Here is a 23,122-nt window from a genome sequence, read left to right on the forward strand (position 1 = left end):
GAAGGAGAAACAGTGATTACTGAACACAAAAACCTGAAACCAGAATCCATCATCCTCGACGAGGTGCTCCCGGGCGGTGCACGCTGGTCGAAGATCATCAAGCGCGGCGACAAGATCCGCATTACGACCAAGGACGGCCTGGGGACGCTCAGCGCGATGTTCTACAACGCCGACAACACTTCGGAGCGTTTTAACTCTGCCGACACGGTCAAACTTCAGCATAACGCCTACTTCTGCAAAGGGCGCGTCTTCTACTCCGAGCAGGGACGTGTACTGCTTTCCATTACGGAAGATACGACCGACGGTCTCTTCGATGCCATCGGCGGCATCAGCAACCCGCGCATCGTTGCGAAAAACTTCGGTGAGGGCGACTTCGAACATATCCGTAACCGTTATTACAAGAGCGACCGGGAGAACTTCCTCGTCGAACTGGGCAAATACGGCATGGGTAAACGCGACATGCTCCAGGCGGTCAACTTTTTCAGACGGGTTGACGTCAAAGAGGGCAACAAGCTGGCACTTTCCGAGAAGCGTGCGGAGCCGATGAGCTACATCGAACTGCGCGCGGAGATGAACGTCCTGCTGGTGCTCTCCAACACGCCGCATGCGATGGAAACGGGAACGTACAACCCGAGCGACGTCCAGCTGACGCTGTTCAAGGCGGCCCCGGTGACCGAAGATGATTACTGCATGAACTTCAGTATCCAATCCAAACGTGCATTCCAGAACAACGCACGCTATTTTGCCTGAGGAGCGCGTGATGAAAAGAGATATCGAAACAGCCGTATACAACCACAAACTGCCGGCCGGCGTGCCTTGGAGCTATGTCGTGAAAAAAGGCCAGACACTGCGTATCGTCGACCTCGAAGGGTGTCAGGCCGTCGACACGCTGTTTTACAATGCCAATGATCATGAAGAGCGCTACTCGGCCAACGACACGATCCGCGAACAGGGGAGCATCTTCGTCACGACGGGCACCCAGCTGATCTCCACCGACGACAACGTCATGATGACGATCACCGACGATACCTGCGGCAACCACGACACCCTCGGCGGCCACTGCAGCGCGGAGAGCAATACCGTGCGCTACGGCCACGATACGAAGTACATGCACAGCTGCCGCGACAACTACCTGTTCGAGATCGGCGAGCGCGAGATGGACCCGCGCGACCTCACGAACAACATCAACTTCTTCATGAACGTGCCGATTGAAGAGAACGGTTTTTTGATCATCGTCGACGGTATCTCCAAGCCCGGAGATTATGTCGATATGAAAGCGGAGATGGACACGCTGGTGCTGATCTCCAACTGCCCGCAGCTCAACAACCCGTGCAACGCGTTCAACCCGACGCCGATCCAGCTGGTCATCTGGGACGACTAAGACGATGAAAAAGACGACACGGCTTCTGCGCTTCGAAGATGCATGGCTGCCGAACCTGGCGGCATGGGCCTATATGCTGGGTGCCTACGTTGGCGGCTTCGCCGCCATCATGGCCGACGCGCTGTGGCTCAACGCCGCCGGGGTGCTCCTGCTGGCACACGGTATGGTCATCGCTGCCTATTTCATCCACGAATGTGCCCACGATTCGCTCTTCAGGCTGCCGATCAACAACCACCGTTTCGGAGAGCTCCTGCTCTGGATCTGCGGCGCGTCGTACAGTGATTACGAGGCGATACGGATGAAGCATGTCCGCCATCACTTGGATCGTGCGGATGTCGTCTCGTTCGATTTCCGCACCCGCCTGCCGCGCCATCCGATATTGCTGAAGACGATCCAGGTACTGGAGTGGTTCTACATTCCCGCCCTCGAGATCATGATGCACGCCCTCGTGATCATTCTGCCGTTTGTCAAGGAGAGCCGCCGCCACCTGCGCCGCCGCGTCGTCACGGTACTCGTGCTGCGCATCGCTTTTTTTGCGGCTTTGGCGTCGATTGCGCCGAAAGTGCTGCTGCTCTACCCGCTGGCGTACATGCTCTTCCTGACGGTCATGCGTTTCATGGACGTGCACCAGCACACCTACGATGTGCATGAAACACTGGATTTTTCGCGCGAAGCGCAAGTGAAACAGTATGACCGCGCTTTCGAATCGCGCAACACCTATTCGAACCTGATCTCCGAGAAATACCCGTGGCTGAACCTGCTGGTCCTCAATTTCGCGTACCACAACGTCCACCACGATCAGCAGATCCAGCCGTGGTACCGGCTGCCGGGGCTGCATGCCAAGCTCTACGGTGACGACAGGACACAGGTGCTGATGTTCTCCGACCTGGCGCGCAGCTACCACCGCTACCGTGTCGCGCGGGTCCTCAACGGGGACCCGGCCGACCTTGATGTCAAGCATGACGGGGGCCGCACCTTTATCGGGGTGGACGGTGTCTCCTTCCTGACGGCGCACTAAAGGAGTCAACATGACCCAGGTAAAGAAGTTCTGGCCCATTCTCACCGGCACACACCGCTATGAAAAAACCCTTTCAACAAGGGGATATGGGCAGGGAATCATCATAACTGCTCCAATTTTAAGCTATTTGATCGAAACAGCCCACGGCCGGATACTGTATGATGTCGGCTGTGACTACTCCAAGATCGCCGACGACGTGAAACGTAAAAAGTTTTACGAGCACGAAGGGTTCCCTTTCGGGCCGCCGACGATGGAGGAGGAGCAGCGTCTCCCCAACCGCCTGGCCGAACTGGGGTTGCAGAAAGAGGATATCGATGTCGTCTTCTGCGGCCACCTTCACTTCGACCACGCGGGCGGGGTATGCGAGTTCTGCGGTGCCGAGGTGCACGTACACGAGAAAGAGCTCGAAGCGGCTAACGCCCTGGCGGACGAAGCCTATTTCAAAGAGGATTTCGACTGCCCGGTCAACTGGCGCGTTTACAAGGACGAATACGATCTCGTCCCCGGCGTGCGGGCCATCGAGACGCCCGGCCATACGGCAGGGCACATGTCGATGATGATCGAACTGCCCAAAGGGCCCCCGATCCTGCTCTGCGGCGACGCGGCCGACCTGCAGGAGAATCTCGAACAGGAGATCGTTCCGGGGCTCTGTTGGCAGGATCGTGAAGATATGGCGCTTGCCAGTATCAAGAAACTCAAAAACCTCGCCAAGGAGACGGGGGCCGAACTGTGGCCCAACCACGACATCAAGTTCTTCGAAAGCAAGAACCGCTTTCCGCGGTTCTTTCATTGAGAACGTGTCTTGAGCAAAGCCCAAAACACTACGCTGGCCGCTAAGGCGCTAAAGCTTGCCCCTGCGGGGCAGAAACATTTTTTACTCACGCTTTGGGGTGCGCAACCTCACCTGTGCTGGACGACCTGCACAGGTATCCGAACGGGACGGCCCGAAACCTGAACCTGAGGAAGAGCTATGTTTAAAAAAGTTTTGATTGCCAATCGTGGCGAGATCGCCTGCCGCGTTATCCGTACACTCAAACACATGGGCATCGGTTCTGTTGCCGTCTATACCGGTGCCGATACCGACTCCCTTCACGTCAGTCTTGCCGACGAAGCCTACTACATCGGACACGGGGTTGCGAGCGAGAGCTACCTCGACGCGGACAAGATCCTCGATATCGCCGAACAGTGCGGTGCCGAAGCGGTCCACCCCGGCTACGGTTTTCTGAGCGAGAATGCCGAGTTCGCCCGTGCCTGCGAAGCGGCGGGAATCGCTTTTATCGGTCCGCGCACGGAGCATATGGAGAAATTCGGCCTGAAACATACGGCCCGCGCCCTGGCCGAGGCGAACAACGTTCCCCTTCTGCCGGGCTCCTCACTGCTGGCCGACCTGGACGAAGCCAAAAGCGAAGCGGCGCGCATCGGTTACCCGGTGATGCTCAAAAGCAGCGCCGGCGGCGGCGGGATCGGGATGCAGCTCTGTTTTGACGAAGCGCAGCTGCTCGCGGCGTACGACTCGGTCAAGCGCCTCAGTGAAAACAACTTCGGGGGCGGCGGGATGTTCCTGGAAAAATACGTCGCACATGCGCGCCACATTGAAGTACAGGTCTTCGGGGACGGCGAGGGCTTCGTGGCGACGCTGGGCGACCGCGACTGTTCTGTACAGCGCCGCAACCAGAAGGTAATTGAGGAGACCCCGGCACCTTTGATCTCGGATGAGACGCGCGAAGCGCTCTACACGGCCGCCAGGGACCTGACGGCTTCCGTCGCCTACCGCTCCGCGGGAACGGTCGAATTCGTCTATGATACCGACAGCGGTGAATTCTACTTCCTCGAGGTCAATACCCGCCTGCAGGTCGAGCACGGCATCACCGAAGAGGTGACCGGCGTCGACCTCGTCGAGTGGATGATCCGTACGGCTGCCGGTGAGAACCCGGAGCTGTACGACTATGTCCACGCCCCGCAAGGCCACGCCATCCAGGTGCGTGTCTACGCCGAAGACCCGATGAAGAACTTCCAGCCCAGCTCCGGTGTCCTGACCAACGTCGCCTTCGCCGGAGGGATCCGCTGCGACACCTTTATCGAGACGGGTCTCGAGGTCTCCTCCTTCTACGACCCGATGATCGCCAAGCTTATCGTCAAGGGAACGGACCGCAGCGACGCACTTGCCAAGATCGGCACTGCCATCGCAGATACCCGCATCGACGGCATCGAGACGAACCTCCGCTACCTTGGCGCTATTGTCGCTTCCGAGGTCTTTGAACAGGGCAAACAGACGACGAAGTACCTGGACGGCTTCAGCTTTACACCCAACAGTATCGACGTCCTGCGACCCGGGACCCAGACGACGATCCAGGACTATCCGGGCCGCAGCGGCTACTGGGATATCGGCGTTCCGCCCTCAGGCCCCTTCGACGGTTTCAGTTTCCGCTACGCCAACCGCCTTGTCGGTAACAGCGAAGCGGCGGCGGGCCTGGAGATCGCCATTGCAGGGCCGACCCTGCGCTTCAACACCGACAGCGTCGTCGCGCTCTGCGGCGCGCAGATCGATGCCTACCTGGACAACGAACCGGTGGGCATGAACGAAGCGCTCACGGTCAAGGCCGGCAGCGTCCTCAAACTGAAAAAAGTGCAGAACGAAGGCTTCAGAACCTACCTCGCGGTGCGCGGCGGGTTCGACGTGCCCGAATATCTCGGCAGCCGTTCGACCTTTACCCTGGGACAGTTCGGCGGTCACGCGGGTCGCACCCTCGTTCCCGGTGATGTCCTGCATATCGATACGATGACGGAGGGTGAGGCCGCGACCGCACCGGCGACACCGCGCCACGGATTTGAGAACCGCTGGGAGATCGGTGTCCTCTACGGACCGCACGGTGCACCGGATTTCTTTACCGATAACGATATCGAGACCTTCTTCGCGACGGAGTGGGAGATCCACTACAACTCCAACCGTACCGGTGTACGCCTGATCGGTCCCAAACCGCAGTGGGCACGTACCGACGGCGGCGAAGCGGGGCTGCACCCCTCCAACATCCATGACAACGCCTACGCCATCGGTGCCGTCGACTTCACCGGCGACATGCCGGTCATCCTCGGCCCCGACGGTCCGAGCCTCGGCGGTTTCGTCTGCCCGGTGACGATCGTCAGCGCCGAGCTGTGGAAGATGGGCCAGCTGCGCGCAGGGGACAAGGTGAAATTCGTCCCGGTGGAGCACGATACGGCGATGGCAATGCTCACAGCGCAGGAAGAGGCGATCGCAACACTCTCCACCTACGACGAGCGTGCATTCCTCGCCCCCAAACCGATCGGTTCGCCGATCCTCTTCGCCGATGACGCGAAGGGTGACCTTCCGGCCATGGTCATCCGCCAGTCGGGTGATGCGAACCTGCTCGTCGAGTACGGCGAGATGCAGCTTGACATCGAACTGCGCTTCCGCGCCCACGTGCTGATGGAGGCGATGAAAGAGGAGGCATTTGAGGGCGTCACGGACATCACTCCGGGCATCCGATCGCTGCAGATCCATTTCGACCCGAAAGCCTGCAACCGCGCGGCGCTGATCGATCGCCTCAAGGAGATCGAACTGACCCTGCCGTCCATCGACGACATCGAGGTGCCGGCGCGCGTCGTGCACCTGCCGCTCTCCTGGGACGATGAGTCGACCCGCGTCGCCATCGACAAATACATGAAGACGGTCCGCCCCGACGCGCCGTGGTGCCCGTCGAACATCGAGTTCATCCGCCGCATCAACGGCCTGGAGAGCATCGACGAGGTCAAGAAGATCGTCTTCGGCGCCAACTACCTCGTGATGGGGCTGGGTGACGTCTATCTCGGCGCCCCCGTCGCGACGCCGCTCGACCCGCGCCACCGCCTGGTTACGACCAAGTACAACCCGGCGCGGACCTGGACCCCGGAAAACGCCGTCGGTATCGGCGGCGCCTATATGTGTGTCTACGGGATGGAGGGCCCCGGCGGCTACCAATTCGTCGGTAGGACGGTGCAGATGTGGAACCGCCACCGCCAGACGGCGGATTTCAAAGAGGGCAAGCCGTGGCTGCTGCGCTTCTTCGATCAGATCAAGTTCTACGAAGTGAGTGCCGAAGCGCTGCACAAAATGCGCGAGGATTTTCCCCGCGGCCGTATGAAGCTCAAAGTCGAAGAGACGACCTTCAGCCTCAAGGCGTACAAGGATTTCCTGAGCGAGAACGAGGCGAGCATCAAGGCCTTCAAGACGACGCAGCAGAACGCCTTCGATGAAGAGCGTGCTATGTGGGAACGCACGGGGCTGGCGAACTTCACCAGCGAGAGCGGCGAGGTGAAAGCGGAGACGATGGAGGTGATCGCGCTGGGTGAACACGACGAAGCGGTCGAATCCCCGGTACAGGGAAGCCTCTGGAAGGTGATGGCGAAACTCGGCGACACGGTCGAAGAGGGCGAAGTGCTCGCCATCGCCGAATCGATGAAGATGGAAGTCGACATCGAGGCCCCCGAAGCGGGCAAGATCGTCAAGGTGCTCTGCCACGAAGGTGAGAGCGTTCACGCGGGCAAGATGCTCTTCGTTATCGAACCGCAGGAGTAGGACTGATCATGGAACTGCAGCGTTATAAAACCATGTGGGGCTTTACGGGGGATTTCGATACCGCCTGTGCCGAAGCCCTTGCGGCGGGCTTCGACGGCATCGAAGGGCCTGCCCCCGAGACCTCCTCCCAGCGTGCCTACTGGAAAGCGTGTCTTGAAAAGTACGGCCTGCACTACATCGCCGAGGCGGTGACCGGGGGCGATTATGTTCCGCGTCGCGATCTCGGTGTCGAAGGGCACCTGGACGACCTCAACGCGATCCTTGCGCGCAGTGCGGAACTCTCCCCGCGTTTTGTCACCTGCATCGGCGGGCTGGATGCCTGGAACGAGGCGGAGAGCCTGCGCTTCTTCAAAGAGGGGATCAAACTGGCGGAGCGCTACGGCCTGCAGATCAGTTTCGAGACCCACCGCAGCCGGAGCCTCTTCAACCCCTGGGTGACGCGCCGCATCGTCGAAGCGCTGCCGCAGATCTCCCTGACGGCCGACATCAGCCACTGGTGCGTCGTCTGTGAACGGCAGATGGACAGCGAACGCGAGACCATTGAGGCGATTGCGTCGAACGTGAAACACATCCACGCCCGCGTCGGGTACGACCAGGGGCCGCAGGTTCCCCACCCGGCGGCACCGGAATATGCCTATGCGCTGGAGGCGCACCAGGCGGCCTGGGAACGTTTCTGGGATGCGCAGTACCAGCGCGGTTTTGCGATCGCGACGATGACGCCGGAGTTCGGGCCTGACGGTTACCTGCATACGCTCCCCTTTACCCAGGCCCCGGTGGCCGACCTGTGGGAACTCAACCAGTGGATGGGCGAAACGGAACGGCTCCATTTTCAGCGCCATATGGCAAAGGCGGCGGCATGAGTTCACACCTTCCTGTTGTCGTACTGCTCGGCGCTTCGGTCCTTTGGGGGCTCACCTGGCTGCCGCTCAAACAGATCAACGGCATGGGGATTGACGGCATTGCGCTGACGATGGGTGCCTACGGCATCCTCGCCCTCATGCTGACGCCGGTGCTTATGGCACAGTTTGCGCAATGGCGCGAACACAAGCGGGCCATGGGAATGATCCTCCTCTTCGGCGGAGGGGCGAACCTCGCGTTTACCTATGCCCTGATCAACGGCGAAGTGATCCGCGTGATGGTGCTCTTCTACCTGCTGCCCGTCTGGGGCGTGCTCGGCGGGAAGTTCTTCCTGCGCGAAGGCGTCGACCTCTGGCGCTGGCTGGGTGCCGCCCTCGCGGTCACGGGCGCCTTTGTCATTCTCGGCGGGTTCGACGCCCTCGGCGGCGCACCGTCATGGATCGACCTGATCGCACTGCTTTCGGGCCTGCTCTTTGCGATGAACAACCTCGTCTTCCGTGCCGCGGCAGAGGTCCCCGTCGCTTCGAAGATCACGGTGATGTTCTACGGCTGCCTTGTCCTCGCGGGAGCGCTGCTCGGCCTGGGCGTGGAGCAGCTTCCCTATGATGCAGGCTCCGAAGCATGGCTTGCCCTCGCGGCCTACGCCGTACTGTGGCTGCTGCTGGCCAATATCGGGTCACAGTGGGGCGTTTCGCATATGGAAGCGGGACGCTCCTCCATCATTATTATCATGGAGCTGATCACCGCCGTCATCTCCGCGACACTGATCGCGGGCGAACGGATGGACACTATGGAGATGATCGGCGGCACGCTGATACTCGCGGCCGCGCTGATCGAGGCGCTGCGCACCAAAGAGGACGATCTCCCCGAGACGACGATTTAAGAAGGAATAGATTATGACGATTTCACAACTTTTGAACGACTACAGAAACAGGACGACAACACCGCGCAACGTCATGGCAAAGATCCGTGCGCTGATCGCGGAGCATGCCGAAAACCCTGTTTTTATCCATGCATTGAGCGAGGCGGAGACCGAACCCTACCTCGAACGCCTTGAAGGGGTACGCCCGGACTCACTGCCGCTTTACGGCATCCCTTTTGCGATCAAGGACAATATCGACCTCGCCGGTATCCCGACGACGGCCGCCTGTCCGGCATTCAGCTATGTCCCGGAGGCATCGGCCTTCGTCGTCGCGCAGCTGATCGAAGCGGGGGCGATCCCTGTCGGCAAGACCAACCTCGACCAGTTCGCGACGGGACTCGTCGGGACGCGTTCGCCCTACGGCGCCTGCCGTAACAGCATCGACCCTGCCTATATCTCCGGCGGCTCCAGTTCGGGGAGCGCGATCAGCGTCGCCCTGGAGATGGCGGCCTTCTCCCTCGGGACCGATACGGCGGGCTCCGGACGCGTTCCGGCGGCCTTTAACAATCTTGTGGGCGTCAAGCCTTCCAAGGGGGTCCTGAGCACCTCCGGTGTCGTGCCGGCGTGCCGCAGCCTCGACTGCGTTTCCATCTTTGCCGTCAATACCGATGACGCGCAGGCTGTCTTTGACGTCGCCAGCACCTTTGACGCTGCAGACCCTTACAGCCGCAAGATGCCGCAGACAGGGGGCAGGGCGGAAAAAACGATGCGTTTTGCCGTGCCGCTTCCGTCCCAGCTGAAGTTTTTCGGGGACAGCGAGGCGGAAGCGCTTTTCAACACCGCGGTGGCCCGTTTCGAATCGATGGGGTATACGGCGGTGGAAACCGATTTCTCGCCGATGCTCGACGCGGCGAACCTGCTCTATTCGGGCCCCTGGGTCGCCGAACGCTATATCGCAACGAAACAGATCATGGATGAACAGCCCGAGGAAGTTCTGGACGTGACGCGTTCGATCATCGAACAGGGACGCGACAAGAGCGCGGAGGAGTACTTCAGTGCGGAGTATCAGCTGCGGGTGTACAAACGGCACTCCGAACTGGCGCTCGAGGGTACGGACTTCGCCCTGACCCCGACGACGGGGACCATCTACACCATCGAGGCGGTCAACGCCGATCCGGTGCAGCTGAACACGAACCTCGGCTACTACACCAACTTCATGAACCTGCTCGACTTCGCCGCCTACGCGGTGCCGGCCGGATTCCGTCCCAACGGGCTCCCTTTCGGCGTCACGCTCTTCGGCGACGCCTTTGAAGACCGCCGTCTGATGGAGATCGGAAAAGCATACGTGGAGGTGTCCCGTGGCTGAGACGATCAAGATCGCCGTCTGCGGCGCGCATATGCGCGGACTGCCGCTCAACCACCAGCTGACGGAGCTGGACGCGACCTTTGAGAGTGCAACGAGCACGGCGAAGGGATACCGCCTCTATGATGTCCCAGAGAAAGTACCGCCACGGCCGGGAATGGTCCGCGACAGTGATGTGCAGAGCAGGGTGACGCTGGAAGTCTGGTCGATGCCGCTGGAGCATTTCGGTGCGTTTATGGTCCAGATCGCTTCGCCGCTGTGTATCGGCACTGTCCTGCTCGAGGATGGCAGCGCTGTCTACGGGTTTCTGTGCGAAGCCGATGCGCTCAAGGGTGCCGAAGAGATCACCTCTTTCGGCGGCTGGCGGGAGTACCTCGCTTCGAAGGTGCGCTGACGCGCCTTCACATCAAAAAATATAACCAACTTTTTGGAGGTGGAAAAAATGAGATGAATAGAAAATATCCCATATATGATTAAAAAATAAACAATTCAACGGTTTAAAAATGTTAAACCGTTGGTAAAGTACTAAAGACATAAAGCAAGTCTATCTATCGATAAGGAAACATAATGAAAATGACAAAAATGAGTTTGATGGCAGCACTGCTCCTGGGAAGCAGTGCCTTCGCATTTGATAACACGGAAGTCGGCGGTGATGCCCGTTTCTTCTACTCTACATTTGACGGTCACGGTGCCGACCTTTTCGGCAAAGAGACCAGCACAGCCGATTTCGGTGCACGCCTGAGCATTACAACAGATATCGATGAGATCCTCTCTGCGGGTGTCACAGGTTACGCCGTCAGTACCCTGGGTCTTGACAAAGAGATCGCCAACAACGTATGGTCCGGTGCACATATTGACAACACAACAGGTGATTTCTACACGACGACCGGCTGGATCGGCGAAGCGTGGCTCTCTGCCAAACTGGGTAACACAGTTGCCAAAGCGGGCCGCATGGAACTCGATACGCCGCTGCTCTTCACCGAAACGTGGGGCATTACAGCGAACAACTTTGAAGCGGCGACGATCACCAATACGGACATCCCGGATACAACGCTTGTCGGTGCATGGGTCGCCACCGGGAACGGCTACTCCCAGTTCCTGCTGACCGATACAAAAGGTAAATTCACCACTATCGCTGACCAGGGTGCGATCGCCGTCGGTGCGATCAACAACTCATTCGAACCGCTGACGGCGCAGGCGTGGTACTACGAACTGCCCGATGCTGCAACGGCATACTGGCTGCAGGCAGATCTCTCCATGGCCGGTGTCGTTGCAGGTCTGCAGTATACGGCGATCAACCCGAACGAACTGATCTCCACTGCGGATGACTCTACGGCGTTTGCAGCCAAACTGGGTTACGAAGGGGTAGAGAACCTCGGTATCTATGCTTCTTACTCCACAACGGACAAAGACGGCGACATGTACATCGGTAACATCGCTACGATGCCGGGTGAAGGCTGGGGTATGCAGTCCAAGCTCTACACGGAAGCGTGGTGGAACTTCGGTTACGTCGGACTTCCGGGTACGGATGCGTACAACGTAACAGCGACCTACAGCATTCCCGAAATGGCTGACCTCGGACTCTTCTATACCAACATCGACACAGACGGCGGTGCCGGTCTGACGTATTTCAAAAACAAGGTCAGCGAAGTCACCTTTACGGCGGCGAAATCGTTCGGCAAACTGGATGCGCTCTTCGCCTATATCTATGCGGACGATGACGCACTCAACAACGGCGACGCCTACAACACGCTGCAGCTCTACCTTGTCTACAACTTCTAATCGAAGTGACAGACGCGCGTAAAGCGCAGCACATCTCCTTCACGCCCGGGGGCCTTCATTCTCCTTCCTCGGGCGTCCTCGCACACCTTTTTTCAAGACCATAGAAACATCGCAGAATCGACCCCGAGGATCTCCGCCTCGTAAACGCTGTCGCAGGCGCGCCCTGTCGCACCGTAACAGACATGCAGCGGCAGCAGGTGCTCTGCACGTGGGTGGCAGTAGCGGGCGTAGGGGGCATGCTCCCAGTTGATGAGCCGTTCGGTACGTTCGCTCTCGATCAACGTTTTGTCCGAACAGGTTTTGATGAGCCAGTGCTTGAAAGCGTCGTTTTTATCCGTACGCTCCTTGGATGGTGTAAAGAAGGCTTTCATGTTGTGAAACGAGAAGCCCGAGCCGACCACCAGGATATTGTCGTGCGATAATGAGGCCAGCGCCTCCCCCATGCGCAGATGCGTGGCCGGATCCAGCCCTTTGACGAGTGACAGCTGTATGCAGGGGATGTCCGCTTCGGGGTACATGATCTTTAGGGGCACGAAGAGCCCGTGGTCAAACCCGCGGCCGTCGTCCAGGATCGATGTGATGCCGTGCTGCTGGAGACACCAGTGTACCTCATCCGCCAGGGCCGGCATCCCGGGCGCGGGGTAGGTGATCTCGTAGGATTCGTCGGGAAAGCCGTAGTAGTCGTAGATAAGCTCCGGTGTGCTGCCGTGGGTGATCGTCGGTGTAATGGTCTCCCAGTGGGCGCTGACGACAATAATGGCCGACGGCTTTTTGATCTTGGCGGCGACCTGTTTCAGCGTCGTGACCATCTCGTCATGACTCCTGTCGCCCAGCAACGGCAGCGGCCCGCCGCCGTGGGAGAGATAGAGGACATTCAATCCATTGGCATTGTTGGCCATTTCGTACTCCTTTTCATCCCGTTTGGCGATGCTTGTGCTCTCAACCCATTATAACGCGCAGGGCGGCGCGACACTTTAACCGGGCGGACTAGCGCAGAGCGTTCAGTCGCCGTTTAACACCCAGGGTGCATAATGAAATATTATAGTGTAAAAAGGAGAAGGATGCATCCTCTATCGGGGCGTGTACCGCAGAAACAGGCAGCCGAAAGGAGGCCGGATGAAACGCATTGTCAATCAGTTCCGTCAGCACCGGCACGCAATCGAAAAGTTTCTGCGAAACAGGGTGGAGGACGACAGTTTCAACTTTGAGGCGGAGGAGGGGATACGCCTCGCCTTCAGCCATCTGCCTTTTTTACAGATGATCTACCTGATCGGGCCCGACCTGAAGCAGACGAGCCCGAATTACTACCGCCGCGGCATGGACGACTCACGCATCGGCGCGGACAAGAGCCACTACTTTGCCAATATCAACCCGGAAAACTTCAGTACCTACATGACGAGTCCCTACATTCATCACATTACCGGTGATTCCTGCGTCACGCTTGTGACGTCGGACGGGGAAGGGGGCTTCGTCGTGTTCGATTTCAATCTGCTCAAACTGCTCGAAGCGCTGCGCCTGATCGAGCACAACTCCCGTTTTGAGCGTTTCAAACTGATCGTGTATGCCCTGGGCGGAGCTACCCTGGTCGCCGTATCGCTCTTTCTCATCCTCTACGGGGCGTACACATTCGCCTTCGTCTTTTTGCATACGTCCGAGGCGATGCTGCACGAGGTCTTCAAGGCGATCATCGCAATTACCCTGGGGATGGCCATTTTTGACCTGGCCAAAACGATATTGGAGAACGAAGTGATGTACAAGAACGCCGGCCGGCAGCGGGAGGGGCAGTATACGCTGCTGGGCAAGTTCCTTGTCTCCATCATTATCGCCCTCTCCATCGAATCGCTGATGGTCGTCTTCAAGATCACGCTGGGGGACTATACGGGGATGGGGTACGGTTTTATGCTGCTGCTCGGTGTCACGCTGATGATCGTCGGGTTGGGGGTATTCGATTACCTGACGACGCGCAGAGTGGTGGAGGAAGAGGAGAAGTGAATGATCACCCCTCGCGTTTGCGGTAGAACTCGGTTTTGAAGTCGCTCCAGCGCCCCTGCAGGATCGCCTCGCGCGCCTCGCGCATCAGGTTCAGGTAGTAGTGAAGGTTGTGGATGGAGGCGAGACGGAAATAGGTGAGTTCCTTCGCACGGTAGAGGTGGTTCAGGTAGGCGCGGCTGTAGCGGCGGCAGGTGTAGCAGTCGCAGGCGTCGTCGACGGGGGCCTCGTCAAGTTTGTAGCGTGCCGCCTTGATGTTGATCTTGCCGAAACTGGTAAAGAGCGTCGCATTGCGGGCGTTGCGCGTCGGCATGACGCAGTCGAACATGTCGACGCCGCGGTCGATGTTCTCGATCAGGTCCTCGGGCGTGCCGACGCCCATGAGGTAGCGGGGCTTGTCCGAAGGCATATACCGGACGGTGTGCGCGACGGTGTCGTACATATCTTCATTGGTCTCGCCGACGGAGAGGCCGCCGATGGCGAACCCATCGTAATCGAGGGCGCAGAGTTCCGTCGCGGACTTGGTGCGGAACTCCTTGTCGATCCCGCCCTGGATGATGGCGAAGATGTTCTGGTCGACGCCGATCCCCTCCTGCTGTTTGCGGCGGTGGTAGGTGATGGACTGCTCGGCCCACTGGGTCGTGCGGTCGATGGAGAGGGCGATGCGTTCGCGCGTAGCGGGCAGGGCGACGAGGTCGTCGAGGATCATCATAATGTCGCTGCCGAGGTTGTACTGGATATCGAGCACTTTTTCGGGGGTGAAGTAGTGTTTTGAGCCGTCGATGTGGCTGCGGAACTCGATGCCGTTTTCGTCGGCTTTGGAGATGTCGCTGAGGCTGAAGGCCTGGAAGCCGCCGCTGTCGGTCAGGAAGCTGTTGGGGTAGGTGGTGAACTTGTGCAGACCGCCGAGTTTTGCAACGCTGTCGTCCCCCGGACGAAGGTACATATGGTAGGTGTTGGCGAGGATAATCTTGGCGCCTAAAAGTTCGGCCATGTCCTGCATGTCGAGGGCTTTGACGCTGCCGACGGTCCCCACGGGCATAAAGACCGGGGTCTGGATGGTGGAGTGGGCCGTCTCGATGGTGGCGGCCCGGGCGTTTCCGCTGGTCGCTTCAAGGGTAAATGTCATGGGCTTCTCTATGGAAATATCGTGCGGAATTGTAACGAAAAGCCCCTAAACACGCAGTTATGCTACAATGTCCCCGACAATAGACTGGCCGCGCCACCGCCATCCCGGCGCCGGGCCTCCACCGCAGACGAAAGAAGGTATTCGCACCGATGCGGGCAACCATGCCCCTGTCGTGACATTGGACCATGAAAAAAATTCTCATCATCACGGATTGCACGATCGGCGAGCATCTTGTCGAGCGGGCCATCGAAGCTTACTCCAAAGACAATCTTTACTACGTCATCCAGATGAAGGAACGCAGTTACGATAACGCCGGGCCGGACCGCTTCAAATTCTTTACCTTCGACCCGACGAGCCGCTACAAGCTCAGCAATGTCCTGAAGATGGATTTCGTGCAGATCATGCTGGTGATGAGCAGCCGCGCGGACGCCGTGAACACTCTGGAGAACATCCGGGCCGACAAGCCCTCGGTCCGCGTCATCATGCTGGATCAGTGGGACCTCAAGATCGATGACCCCAACACCCTCACCATCGACGTCAACGACCAGCTCTCCGCCCGCCTTATCGACTACCTCCCCAACGTGCCCGTTATCGCTCAGAACGTCGGCCTGGGAGAGGGGGAGGTGATGGAGGTACTGGTCCCCTTCGGCAGCGCCTATGTCTACCGCCATGTCGGGGCCATTGAACAGTCGCAGTGGCGCATCGCCGGCATCTACCGCGACCAGCGGCTTATCCTGCCGACCGAACGGACGCTGATCCACCCCAACGACCTGCTGCTCCTTGTCGGCGAACCGGATGTGCTTATCTCGATTTACCGCTCCTTCAAGCGGGAACTGGGGCACTTCCCGGCACCCTACGGCAGCACGATCTACCTCTTTTTCGATATGGACGTGGACCGCGCCGAGGATATCGTCCCGATGCTGCGCAAAACCCTGTATGTACAGGAGCGCCTCCGCCGCAAGCTTTATATCCGTATCACCAATCCGGGCGACCTGGACGTGCTGCGCGAGATCAAGGCCATGCGCTCTTCGGAGATCGAGGTGATGATCGACTACGACCGCAAAGGGGAGGCCTACCTGCTCACCAACGACAAGCGCCATGTCCATGCGGGCTTCATCATCGTTTCGCGGAAACTCTTCGGGATCGATGCCGTGCGCAAAGTGCTCTATGAGCTCAAGGTCCCGGTGCTGAAGATGGCGTCGGGGCAGATGCACAACGTCAAGCGCGCGGTGATGCTCCTCTCCGCATCCGCGGATGTCGAGAAGATCACCACCACGATGTTCGACATGGCCTCGCAGATGGAGTGGATGATCGAGCTGCTGGAGTACCAGCAGGACGACAATGATTTCAAAGAGCAGGTGGAGCAGTACTACCAGAACCTCTCGGCGATCTTCTCCCAGTCCGTCACCATCCGCAAAAGCACGGACAACCCGCTGCGCATGCTCAAAAAAGAGGAGCGTTTCGTGCAGTGCATTCCCTTCTCCGAGACCGTCATGCAGCGTCCGGTGCTCTCCCTTTTCTCCACGGATCTGCAGGGACTCTCCTTCCACCTGGATCACTTTCACCAGCTTTTCATCCCGGTCCTCTAGGAAGCACAGCGCTTCAAGATGGCTATAAGCCTCATTTAAGTATTATAAGTCACTAATTTTTTTTCGGATAGAGAATGACCGTAAACATCGATCTCAAAAAGACTGTTGATACTTCATACAAGATCTATATTGACGCGCTGCCGGCGCTCACCTTTGACAAAAAAGTCGCCGTCGTGACCAACCCGACGGTCTCCGGGCTGCACCTGGAGTACCTGCTTGCGCGCCTCGAAGCACCGGCGGTGGAAGTGATCACGCTTCCTGATGGCGAGCAGTACAAGAACTGGGAAAGCATCGAGACGGTGCTCGGAGCGCTCTTTGAGGCGCGTTTCAACCGCAGTTCCGTATTGATCGCCTTCGGCGGCGGTGTGATCGGCGACATGACCGGGTTTGCCGCGAGCATCTTCCAGCGGGGGATCGATTTTGTCCAGATCCCGACGACGCTGCTCTCCCAGGTCGATGCCAGCGTCGGCGGCAAGACTGGGATCAACAACCGTTACGGCAAGAACCTCGTCGGGGCCTTCCACCAGCCCATCGCCGTCTATGCGGACCCCCACTTCCTCGAAACCCTTCCGCCGCGCGAATTCGCCGCGGGGGTCGCCGAGATCGTCAAGATGGCCGTCACCTTCGATGCCGAATTCTTCGCCTGGCTCGAGACGGCGGACCTTACCCAGCCCGAACAGCTCGCCGAGGCGGTGGCCCGTTCGGTCCAGACCAAGGCGGCCGTAGTCGCCCAGGACGAGAAGGAGCGGGGACTGCGCGCGGCGCTGAACTACGGACACACCTTCGGCCACGTTATCGAGAATGAAACGAACTACACGACCTACCTGCACGGCGAGACCGTCGCCATCGGGATGGTGATGGCCAACCGGCTGGCCGTGGCGCTGGGCCTGATGGACGCGGCGGAGGCGGAGCGGGTCGAGCGGCTGCTGCAGCGCTATGCCCTGCCGGTCCGTTATGCGATCGCCGATGTCGATGCCTTTTACGAAGCGTTCTTCCTCGACAAAAAAAGCGGTGACAACAGCATCACCTTTATTCTGCCCAAGCAGCTTGGCGGCGTCGAGATGCGCAGTGATATCCCCCGCGAGGCGGTGATGGATATCCTGCGCGGTTTTGCGGAGGCTGCGCAATGATCGGACGCCTTGCAGGGAGCCTGATCTGTACGGCGGCGTTGCTTTTCGCCGCACTGCCCTCTGTCACATTTGCTGCGGAGAAGTCTGCCACGTTAAAACAGCAGAAGACGACGATTGCCTGGAGCAGTGCGATCGAGACGTACGCACACCATCACGTTCTCCAGGAACGCCTGGCACAGGCCGATGTCGCGCTGCAGAACGCCGAAGCGGCCGGTAAAGCCGATACGGTCCGCCGCCTGGAACGCGACCGTCAGCGCCTTAACGCGGAACTGAAGCGGATCGACACCGCCGCCCTGGCGGTTGTCGAGTACTATACCCGCCCCAGCAGCGAGCAGCTCTCCATCCACACGGAGATGTACAGCGGTTACGAGTCAAAGGGTGCTGAGCTTGAAACCCTTAAAACCGAACTGCAGCAGAAACAGAAAGAGCTCAACGATCTGCTGGGCACGTCGCGGGACACTGCCGAGGTGCAGCAGTCCCTGAAAGAAACGGCCTTTGCCCTGGAAACGATCAACCGGGTGCAGCAGCGGATCGCCCACCTTTCCGACGCCCGCCTGACGCGGATCAACGAGCTGCGCAAACAGGAGGCGGACCTCAAGGACGAACTGGACAAAAGCAACATCTGGCAGAAGAGCTACACGGCGTACCTGACCTACCTGGATGTCAAAAAAGACCTCGCGGCACTGCAGGAGCAGATCGATGCCATCGAGCGTTCCGACGATGCCGATGCCCGTATGGAGCAGCGCGACGCCCTGCTGGCGAAGCAGAAGATCTTGAGCGATCAGCTCTCCTTGCTGCAGTCGCACTCCGCTTCCCCCTTTGCGGACCTGCTCAAACCCGAGGAGATCGATGCGGCGCCGGAGGTCAGCAACCCCATCGACATCTTTGCCGGGGTCTCCTACAACAAGAAGGTGCGCGAACAGCTCAGTGAGTACATCAAGCGCGGGGACGAGCTGAAGCGCTACCTGCGGCTCCTGCTCGACCAGCGCCAGCTCCTTGTCGGCCTGGCCGACGTCGACAGCAGCGAAGACTACGTCAAGCAGATCGCCGGCCTCGACTCCATGACGGACAAGTACCAGACGGCGTACACGACGCTACAGGATACGGCGGACGTCTATGCCAAGCGGGTTGAAGAGATCGAGCTGACGAACAATAAGGCGATCGAAGAGCAGCTCTTCAAGCTGGCCAACATCGGGGGGATCATCCTTTTCCTCCTCATCATCTTCTTCATCATGAAGCAGATCGCGAAACGCTACATCAGCGACAACGAACGCTTTTACATGGCGAACAAGGTTATCACCTTCGCCAACGTTTCGCTGATCATCCTGGTCCTGCTCTTCAACTATATCGAGAATGTCAGTTACCTCGTCACCGTGCTCGGGTTCGCCTCCGCCGGTATCGCGATCGCGATGAAGGACTGGTTCATGAGCATGCTCGGCTGGCTGGTGATCGTCTTCGGCGGCTCCATTCACGTCGGGGACCGTGTCCGTGTCGACAAGGACGGCAAACAGTACGTCGGCGACGTGCTTGACATCTCGCTGCTGCGGATCACCATCCTTGAAGACATTACGCTCACGACCTACATGCACAACCGCCGGGCAGGGCGGGTCATCTTTATCCCGAACAACTACATCTTCACGGAGATGATCGCCAACTACACCCATGTCTCCCTCAAGACGGTCTGGGACGGGATCGACATCACCATCACCTTCGACTCGAACCACAAGAAGGCGCAGCTCATCGCCAAGGAGATCACGCGGAAATTCGCCAAGGGGTACACGGACATCACCCGCAACCAGCTCAACAAGCTGCGCAGCCGCTACAACCTGAAGAATACGAACGTCGAGCCGCGGATCTACGCATTCGCGGAAGAGAACGGGGTGCGCATCAGCTCCTGGTATCTGACCAATGCGTATGCCACCCTGACGCTGCGCAGCACGATCTCCATGGAGATCCTCGACGCCTACGGTCAGGAAGATGACATTACCATTGCCTATCCGACCCAGCGTCTCCGCCTGCAGAACGAACCGCTGCCGCAGCCGCGCAGCATGCCCGAGGAGGGCGAGCCGGTATGAAGCCCAAAGTCTATTTCAAAACCTTCGGCTGCCGCACCAATGTCTTTGACACACAGGTGATGATGGGGCGGTTGAGTGATTTTGACGTCACCGAGGACGAATCGGCCGCGGACATCGTTGTCGTCAACTCCTGCACCGTTACCAACGGTGCCGATACCGGCGTGCGGGGTTACATCAACGCCCAGGAGCGTGCGGGACGTAAAGTCATGCTGACGGGCTGCGGGGCACATACCAAGGGCGAAACCCTCTTTGAAAAAGGCAAAGTCCAGGGGGTTTTCGGACAGTCGGAGAAGGCGAAGATCAACGAACTGCTGCAGCGCAAGACCCGCTTTTACGAACTGGGTGACCTGGAGTTTATCGACAACAACGTCGTCGAGCAGTTCGTCGGCAAAAGCCGCGCCTTCATCAAGATCCAGGAGGGGTGCAGCTTCCGCTGCAGCTACTGCATCATCCCCTTTGTGCGCGGGGATGCGCGCAGCGTCGACGAGCAGGTCATCCTGGACCAAGTGAGCAAACTGGCCGCCAACGGTTTCGGCGAGTTCATCCTTACCGGGACCAACATCGGCAGCTACGGGCAGGGGGAGAACCGATCCATCGCCACGCTGCTGCAGAAGATGAGCCTCATCCGGGGCGTACGCCGTATCCGCCTGGGTTCGCTTGAACCGGTGCAGATTACCGATGCCTTCAAGGAGCTCCTGGGTGAGCCGTGGCTGGAGCGTCACCTCCACATCGCCCTGCAGCACACTTCGAAAGAGATGCTCAAGCTGATGAACCGCCGCAACAAGTTTGACGAGGATCTGAAGCTCTTTTCCGAGCTGGCTGCGAAGGGGTTCGCGCTGGGGACGGACTTTATCGTCGGTCACCCCGGCGAGACGCAGGAGCGCTGGGATGAGGCGTGGGGGCATCTGCAGCAGCTGCCGCTGACGCATGTACACGCCTTTACCTACTCCAAGCGCGACGGCACGCCTTCGGCAACGATGAAGCCCGAGATCAGCGGGGCCGTCGCCAAGGAGCGGCTGGCACAGCTGACGGCCCTGGTAGATGCCAATAACCTTGCATTCCGCCGCGAACACTGCACCGACCTGGACGTACTGGTCGAGTCCGTCACGGAGGAGGGGCGCTACCAGGGGTACGACCAGTACTACAACAAGATCCTTATCGACAGCGAGGCGGACCTGGAAGGAAACTGGATCCGGATCGAATCCGCCACCGCCGCAGAGGAGTACAACCATGCAGTCGTCTGACAAAGCCAAGTGGATCATCGCCGCCTCGGCGGTGCTGCTCATTGCGCTGACCCTTTTTGCCTTCCTGCGCGACACTACCAAGCCGATCAGCCGCGACCAGCTCAACACGCTGATTGCCGGGGGCGAACTGAAGCAGGTCGTCGAACGGGAAAGCTCCTACCTGCTGAGCAGCAGCGAAGGGCGTTTCAGCATCATCAAGTCCCAGGTACCCGCCGGTACCTTCGATGCCTACGTCGTTAAAACGGAAGAGGGTGGGGCCGTCGTTATCGCCATTTTGACCCTGATCATTATTTTGGGGGCGGCATCGCTGCTGCTGCGCTACTGGATGAAGCACCGCCGTCTCCCGGGCGCCCCGGTCAAATCTGCCCAGGGAGCCGGTGCCCCGGAACAGACCTACCATGTCCAGCCGGTCGTCTCCGACGTCACCTTCAGCGATATCGGCGGCATCAGCGACGTCAAGGAGGAGCTGGAGGAGATTATTGACTTCCTCAAGAATCCTCAGCGCTACCGCCACTTCGGTGCGCGCCTCCCCAAAGGGGTGCTGCTGGTCGGTCCCCCGGGTGTGGGCAAGACGATGATCGCCAAGGCGGTCGCCGCCGAGGCGAACGCACCCTTTTACTATCAGAGTGCCTCCTCTTTTGTGCATATCTATGTCGGGATGGGGGCCAAACGTGTCAGCGAGCTCTTCCGCGCGGCCGCGTCCAATGCACCTGCGATCATCTTTATCGACGAGATCGATGCCGTCGGCAAGGTGCGCGACGGCGGCAGCAACGAGGAGCGCGAAGCGACCCTGAACCAGCTGCTCACCGAGATGGACGGTTTTACGGACTCCAGCGGCATTATCGTCATCGCCGCGACGAACAAGATCGAGGTGCTCGACCCGGCCCTGCTGCGCGCCGGCCGCTTCGACCGCCGCATCTTCGTCGACCTTCCGACCCCGCATGAGCGCGAAGCGATCATCGCCAAATACCTGGAGAAGATCCCCCACAGCGTAGACGCCAAGGCGATTGCGGAGATCACCGTCGGCTTCAACGGAGCGGCACTGGCTGCCCTGGTGAACGAAGCGGCGCTGCACTCCCTGCGCAACCGGCAGATCCATGTCCGTATGGAGGACGTCCTGGCCGTCAAGGACAAGGTCGCCTACGGCAAGAAACGCCTGCCTATTCTCAACGACGAACAGAAAGAGTGCCGGGCGACCTATCTTGCAGGCAAAGCCGTCGCCGCTACCTGGTTCGACCTGGCGTTTGAGAAAGTGATGCTGGGAAGCGAGAGCATCCGTCCGGCCCTCTCTGAGCCGCTGATGCGGCACGAGATCGAATCGCATATCCGCATGCTGCTCGCCGGCAAGATCATGTGCGACATCCGCTACCGTGAACACGCCTCCAGCGCCAAAGAGGATATCAACGCCGCATTGACCCTCGCCAAAGCGATGCTGTTCGAGTACGGTATGGGTGATTCGCTGCTGCCGCCGCAGGAGGCGCTGCCGCAGCTGCTTGAGCGTATCGAGCAGGAGACCCGTACCCTGCTTGAAGGCAAATCGACACTGGTCGACACTATCGTCGATGTGCTCTTGGAGCGTGAAAGCATCTCCAAAGAGGAGATCAAAGCCCGGATCGATGCGGTTTTATAGCGGTTTCTGTCTCAAAGACGAATCGGACTTCTTTGCGCCGTGGCTGCAGCACAACGATTTCACAGTCGCAGGTTTCAGCTACGGGGCGATCAAGGCGCTCTACGACGTGCTGCAGAGCGACTGGCGTATTGATACGCTGCAGCTCTTTTCGCCCGCTTATTTCTGTAACAAGCCCGACAGTTTCAGGCGGCTGCAGATGAAAGGGTACAAACGCGACAGCGCGGCCTACCGGGCGCGTTTTATCGAGAGCTGTTTCGCGCCTTATCCCGTCTGCGACGTCACCGTCTACGACGAGGGCGAAGCGGCGCTCGAGGAGCTGTTGGGCTACCCATGGCCCGAAAAGCTGTTACGGGAGGTTGTGGAACGCGGTGTACGCATCGAGGTCTACCTCGGTGGAAAAGACGCCGTCATCGACGCCGAAGCGGCCCGGGCGTTCTTCACACCCTACGCGACTCTATACTATTTTAAAGACGCAAACCACTTTTTGCAAGGAGCATAA

19 protein-coding genes are annotated in these 23,122 nt (G+C 59.2%); 17 read left to right on the forward strand and 2 right to left on the reverse strand.

Translation table 11 applies throughout. The features are described 5' to 3' along the window. Positions 1–12: 12 nt before the first annotated feature. The 10 genes from ACXWTF_RS06225 (at position 13) to ACXWTF_RS06270 (ending at position 11,837) form a co-directional block, all read left to right on the forward strand. Positions 13–750 carry an urea amidolyase associated protein UAAP1 gene (locus ACXWTF_RS06225; RefSeq protein ID WP_461714141.1) on the forward strand — a complete coding sequence of 246 codons (738 nt, stop codon included), beginning with the start codon at positions 13–15 and terminating at the stop codon, positions 748–750. Between the two features lie 10 nt (positions 751–760). Next, the gene (locus tag ACXWTF_RS06230; RefSeq protein WP_461714142.1) at positions 761–1,381 is read left to right on the forward strand and encodes an urea amidolyase associated protein UAAP2; all 621 of its coding nucleotides are present in this window, start codon (positions 761–763) and stop codon (positions 1,379–1,381) included. A gap of 4 nt (positions 1,382–1,385) precedes the next feature. Beyond that, positions 1,386–2,399 carry a fatty acid desaturase family protein gene (locus ACXWTF_RS06235; protein ID WP_461714143.1) on the forward strand — a complete coding sequence of 338 codons (1,014 nt, stop codon included), beginning with the start codon at positions 1,386–1,388 and terminating at the stop codon, positions 2,397–2,399. 127 nt (positions 2,400–2,526) lie between these two features. Next, on the forward strand, positions 2,527–3,192 hold the full coding sequence (locus ACXWTF_RS06240) for an N-acyl homoserine lactonase family protein (protein ID WP_461714144.1): 666 nt from the start codon (positions 2,527–2,529) through the stop codon (positions 3,190–3,192). 177 nt (positions 3,193–3,369) lie between these two features. Beyond that, on the forward strand, positions 3,370–6,972 hold the full coding sequence (uca, locus tag ACXWTF_RS06245) for an urea carboxylase (protein WP_461714145.1): 3,603 nt from the start codon (positions 3,370–3,372) through the stop codon (positions 6,970–6,972). An 8-nt stretch (positions 6,973–6,980) separates the two neighbouring features. Further along, the gene (locus ACXWTF_RS06250; RefSeq protein ID WP_461714146.1) at positions 6,981–7,832 is read left to right on the forward strand and encodes a sugar phosphate isomerase/epimerase family protein; all 852 of its coding nucleotides are present in this window, start codon (positions 6,981–6,983) and stop codon (positions 7,830–7,832) included. Further along, on the forward strand, positions 7,829–8,713 hold the full coding sequence (locus ACXWTF_RS06255; RefSeq protein ID WP_461714147.1) for a DMT family transporter: 885 nt from the start codon (positions 7,829–7,831) through the stop codon (positions 8,711–8,713). Before ACXWTF_RS06250 ends, ACXWTF_RS06255 begins: the two co-directional genes overlap by 4 nt. 13 nt (positions 8,714–8,726) lie before the next feature. Beyond that, positions 8,727–10,058, forward strand: a complete 1,332-nt coding sequence (gene atzF / locus ACXWTF_RS06260; RefSeq protein ID WP_461714148.1) for an allophanate hydrolase — start codon at positions 8,727–8,729, stop codon at positions 10,056–10,058. Next, positions 10,051–10,449 carry an allophanate hydrolase-related protein gene (locus ACXWTF_RS06265; RefSeq protein ID WP_461714149.1) on the forward strand — a complete coding sequence of 133 codons (399 nt, stop codon included), beginning with the start codon at positions 10,051–10,053 and terminating at the stop codon, positions 10,447–10,449. Before atzF ends, ACXWTF_RS06265 begins: the two co-directional genes overlap by 8 nt. 197 nt (positions 10,450–10,646) lie before the next feature. Beyond that, on the forward strand, positions 10,647–11,837 hold the full coding sequence (locus tag ACXWTF_RS06270) for a hypothetical protein (RefSeq protein ID WP_461714150.1): 1,191 nt from the start codon (positions 10,647–10,649) through the stop codon (positions 11,835–11,837). 92 nt (positions 11,838–11,929) lie between these two features. Here ACXWTF_RS06270 and ACXWTF_RS06275 read toward each other — a convergent pair whose 3' ends face one another. Next, on the reverse strand, positions 11,930–12,736 hold the full coding sequence (locus tag ACXWTF_RS06275; RefSeq protein ID WP_461714151.1) for a DODA-type extradiol aromatic ring-opening family dioxygenase: 807 nt from the start codon (positions 12,734–12,736) through the stop codon (positions 11,930–11,932). Positions 12,737–12,953: 217 nt separating this feature from the next. On the opposite strand from ACXWTF_RS06275, the gene ACXWTF_RS06280 reads away from it, so the two are divergent. Then, positions 12,954–13,829: a hypothetical protein gene (locus tag ACXWTF_RS06280; protein ID WP_461714152.1), complete on the forward strand. Its 876-nt coding sequence runs from the start codon at positions 12,954–12,956 to the stop codon at positions 13,827–13,829. 4 nt (positions 13,830–13,833) lie between these two features. On the opposite strand, the gene tgt is transcribed toward ACXWTF_RS06280, so the two are convergent. After that, on the reverse strand, positions 13,834–14,955 hold the full coding sequence (gene tgt, locus ACXWTF_RS06285) for a tRNA guanosine(34) transglycosylase Tgt (RefSeq protein WP_461714153.1): 1,122 nt from the start codon (positions 14,953–14,955) through the stop codon (positions 13,834–13,836). A gap of 185 nt (positions 14,956–15,140) precedes the next feature. Here tgt and ACXWTF_RS06290 point away from each other — a divergent pair, with 185 nt between their 5' ends. From ACXWTF_RS06290 to bioV, 6 genes are all read left to right on the forward strand, one after another. After that, complete coding sequence (locus ACXWTF_RS06290) at positions 15,141–16,544, forward strand: COG3400 family protein (RefSeq protein ID WP_461714154.1); 1,404 nt, start codon at positions 15,141–15,143, stop codon at positions 16,542–16,544. Positions 16,545–16,618: 74 nt separating this feature from the next. Continuing rightward, on the forward strand, positions 16,619–17,674 hold the full coding sequence (aroB, locus tag ACXWTF_RS06295) for a 3-dehydroquinate synthase (RefSeq protein ID WP_461714155.1): 1,056 nt from the start codon (positions 16,619–16,621) through the stop codon (positions 17,672–17,674). Then, complete coding sequence (locus tag ACXWTF_RS06300; RefSeq protein ID WP_461714156.1) at positions 17,671–19,749, forward strand: mechanosensitive ion channel domain-containing protein; 2,079 nt, start codon at positions 17,671–17,673, stop codon at positions 19,747–19,749. The genes aroB and ACXWTF_RS06300 overlap by 4 nt, the downstream gene beginning before the upstream one ends. Further along, positions 19,746–20,993, forward strand: coding sequence for a tRNA (N(6)-L-threonylcarbamoyladenosine(37)-C(2))-methylthiotransferase MtaB (mtaB, locus tag ACXWTF_RS06305; RefSeq protein ID WP_461714157.1), 1,248 nt, complete (start codon positions 19,746–19,748; stop codon positions 20,991–20,993). Before ACXWTF_RS06300 ends, mtaB begins: the two co-directional genes overlap by 4 nt. Next, positions 20,980–22,623 (forward strand): AAA family ATPase, encoded by a 1,644-nt coding sequence (locus tag ACXWTF_RS06310; RefSeq protein WP_461714158.1) that lies wholly within the window; start codon positions 20,980–20,982, stop codon positions 22,621–22,623. The genes mtaB and ACXWTF_RS06310 overlap by 14 nt, the downstream gene beginning before the upstream one ends. Next, positions 22,610–23,122, forward strand: a complete 513-nt coding sequence (gene bioV, locus ACXWTF_RS06315; protein ID WP_461714159.1) for a pimelyl-ACP methyl ester esterase BioV — start codon at positions 22,610–22,612, stop codon at positions 23,120–23,122. The genes ACXWTF_RS06310 and bioV overlap by 14 nt, the downstream gene beginning before the upstream one ends.

This window comes from Thiomicrolovo sp. ZZH C-3 (genome assembly GCF_054862725.1).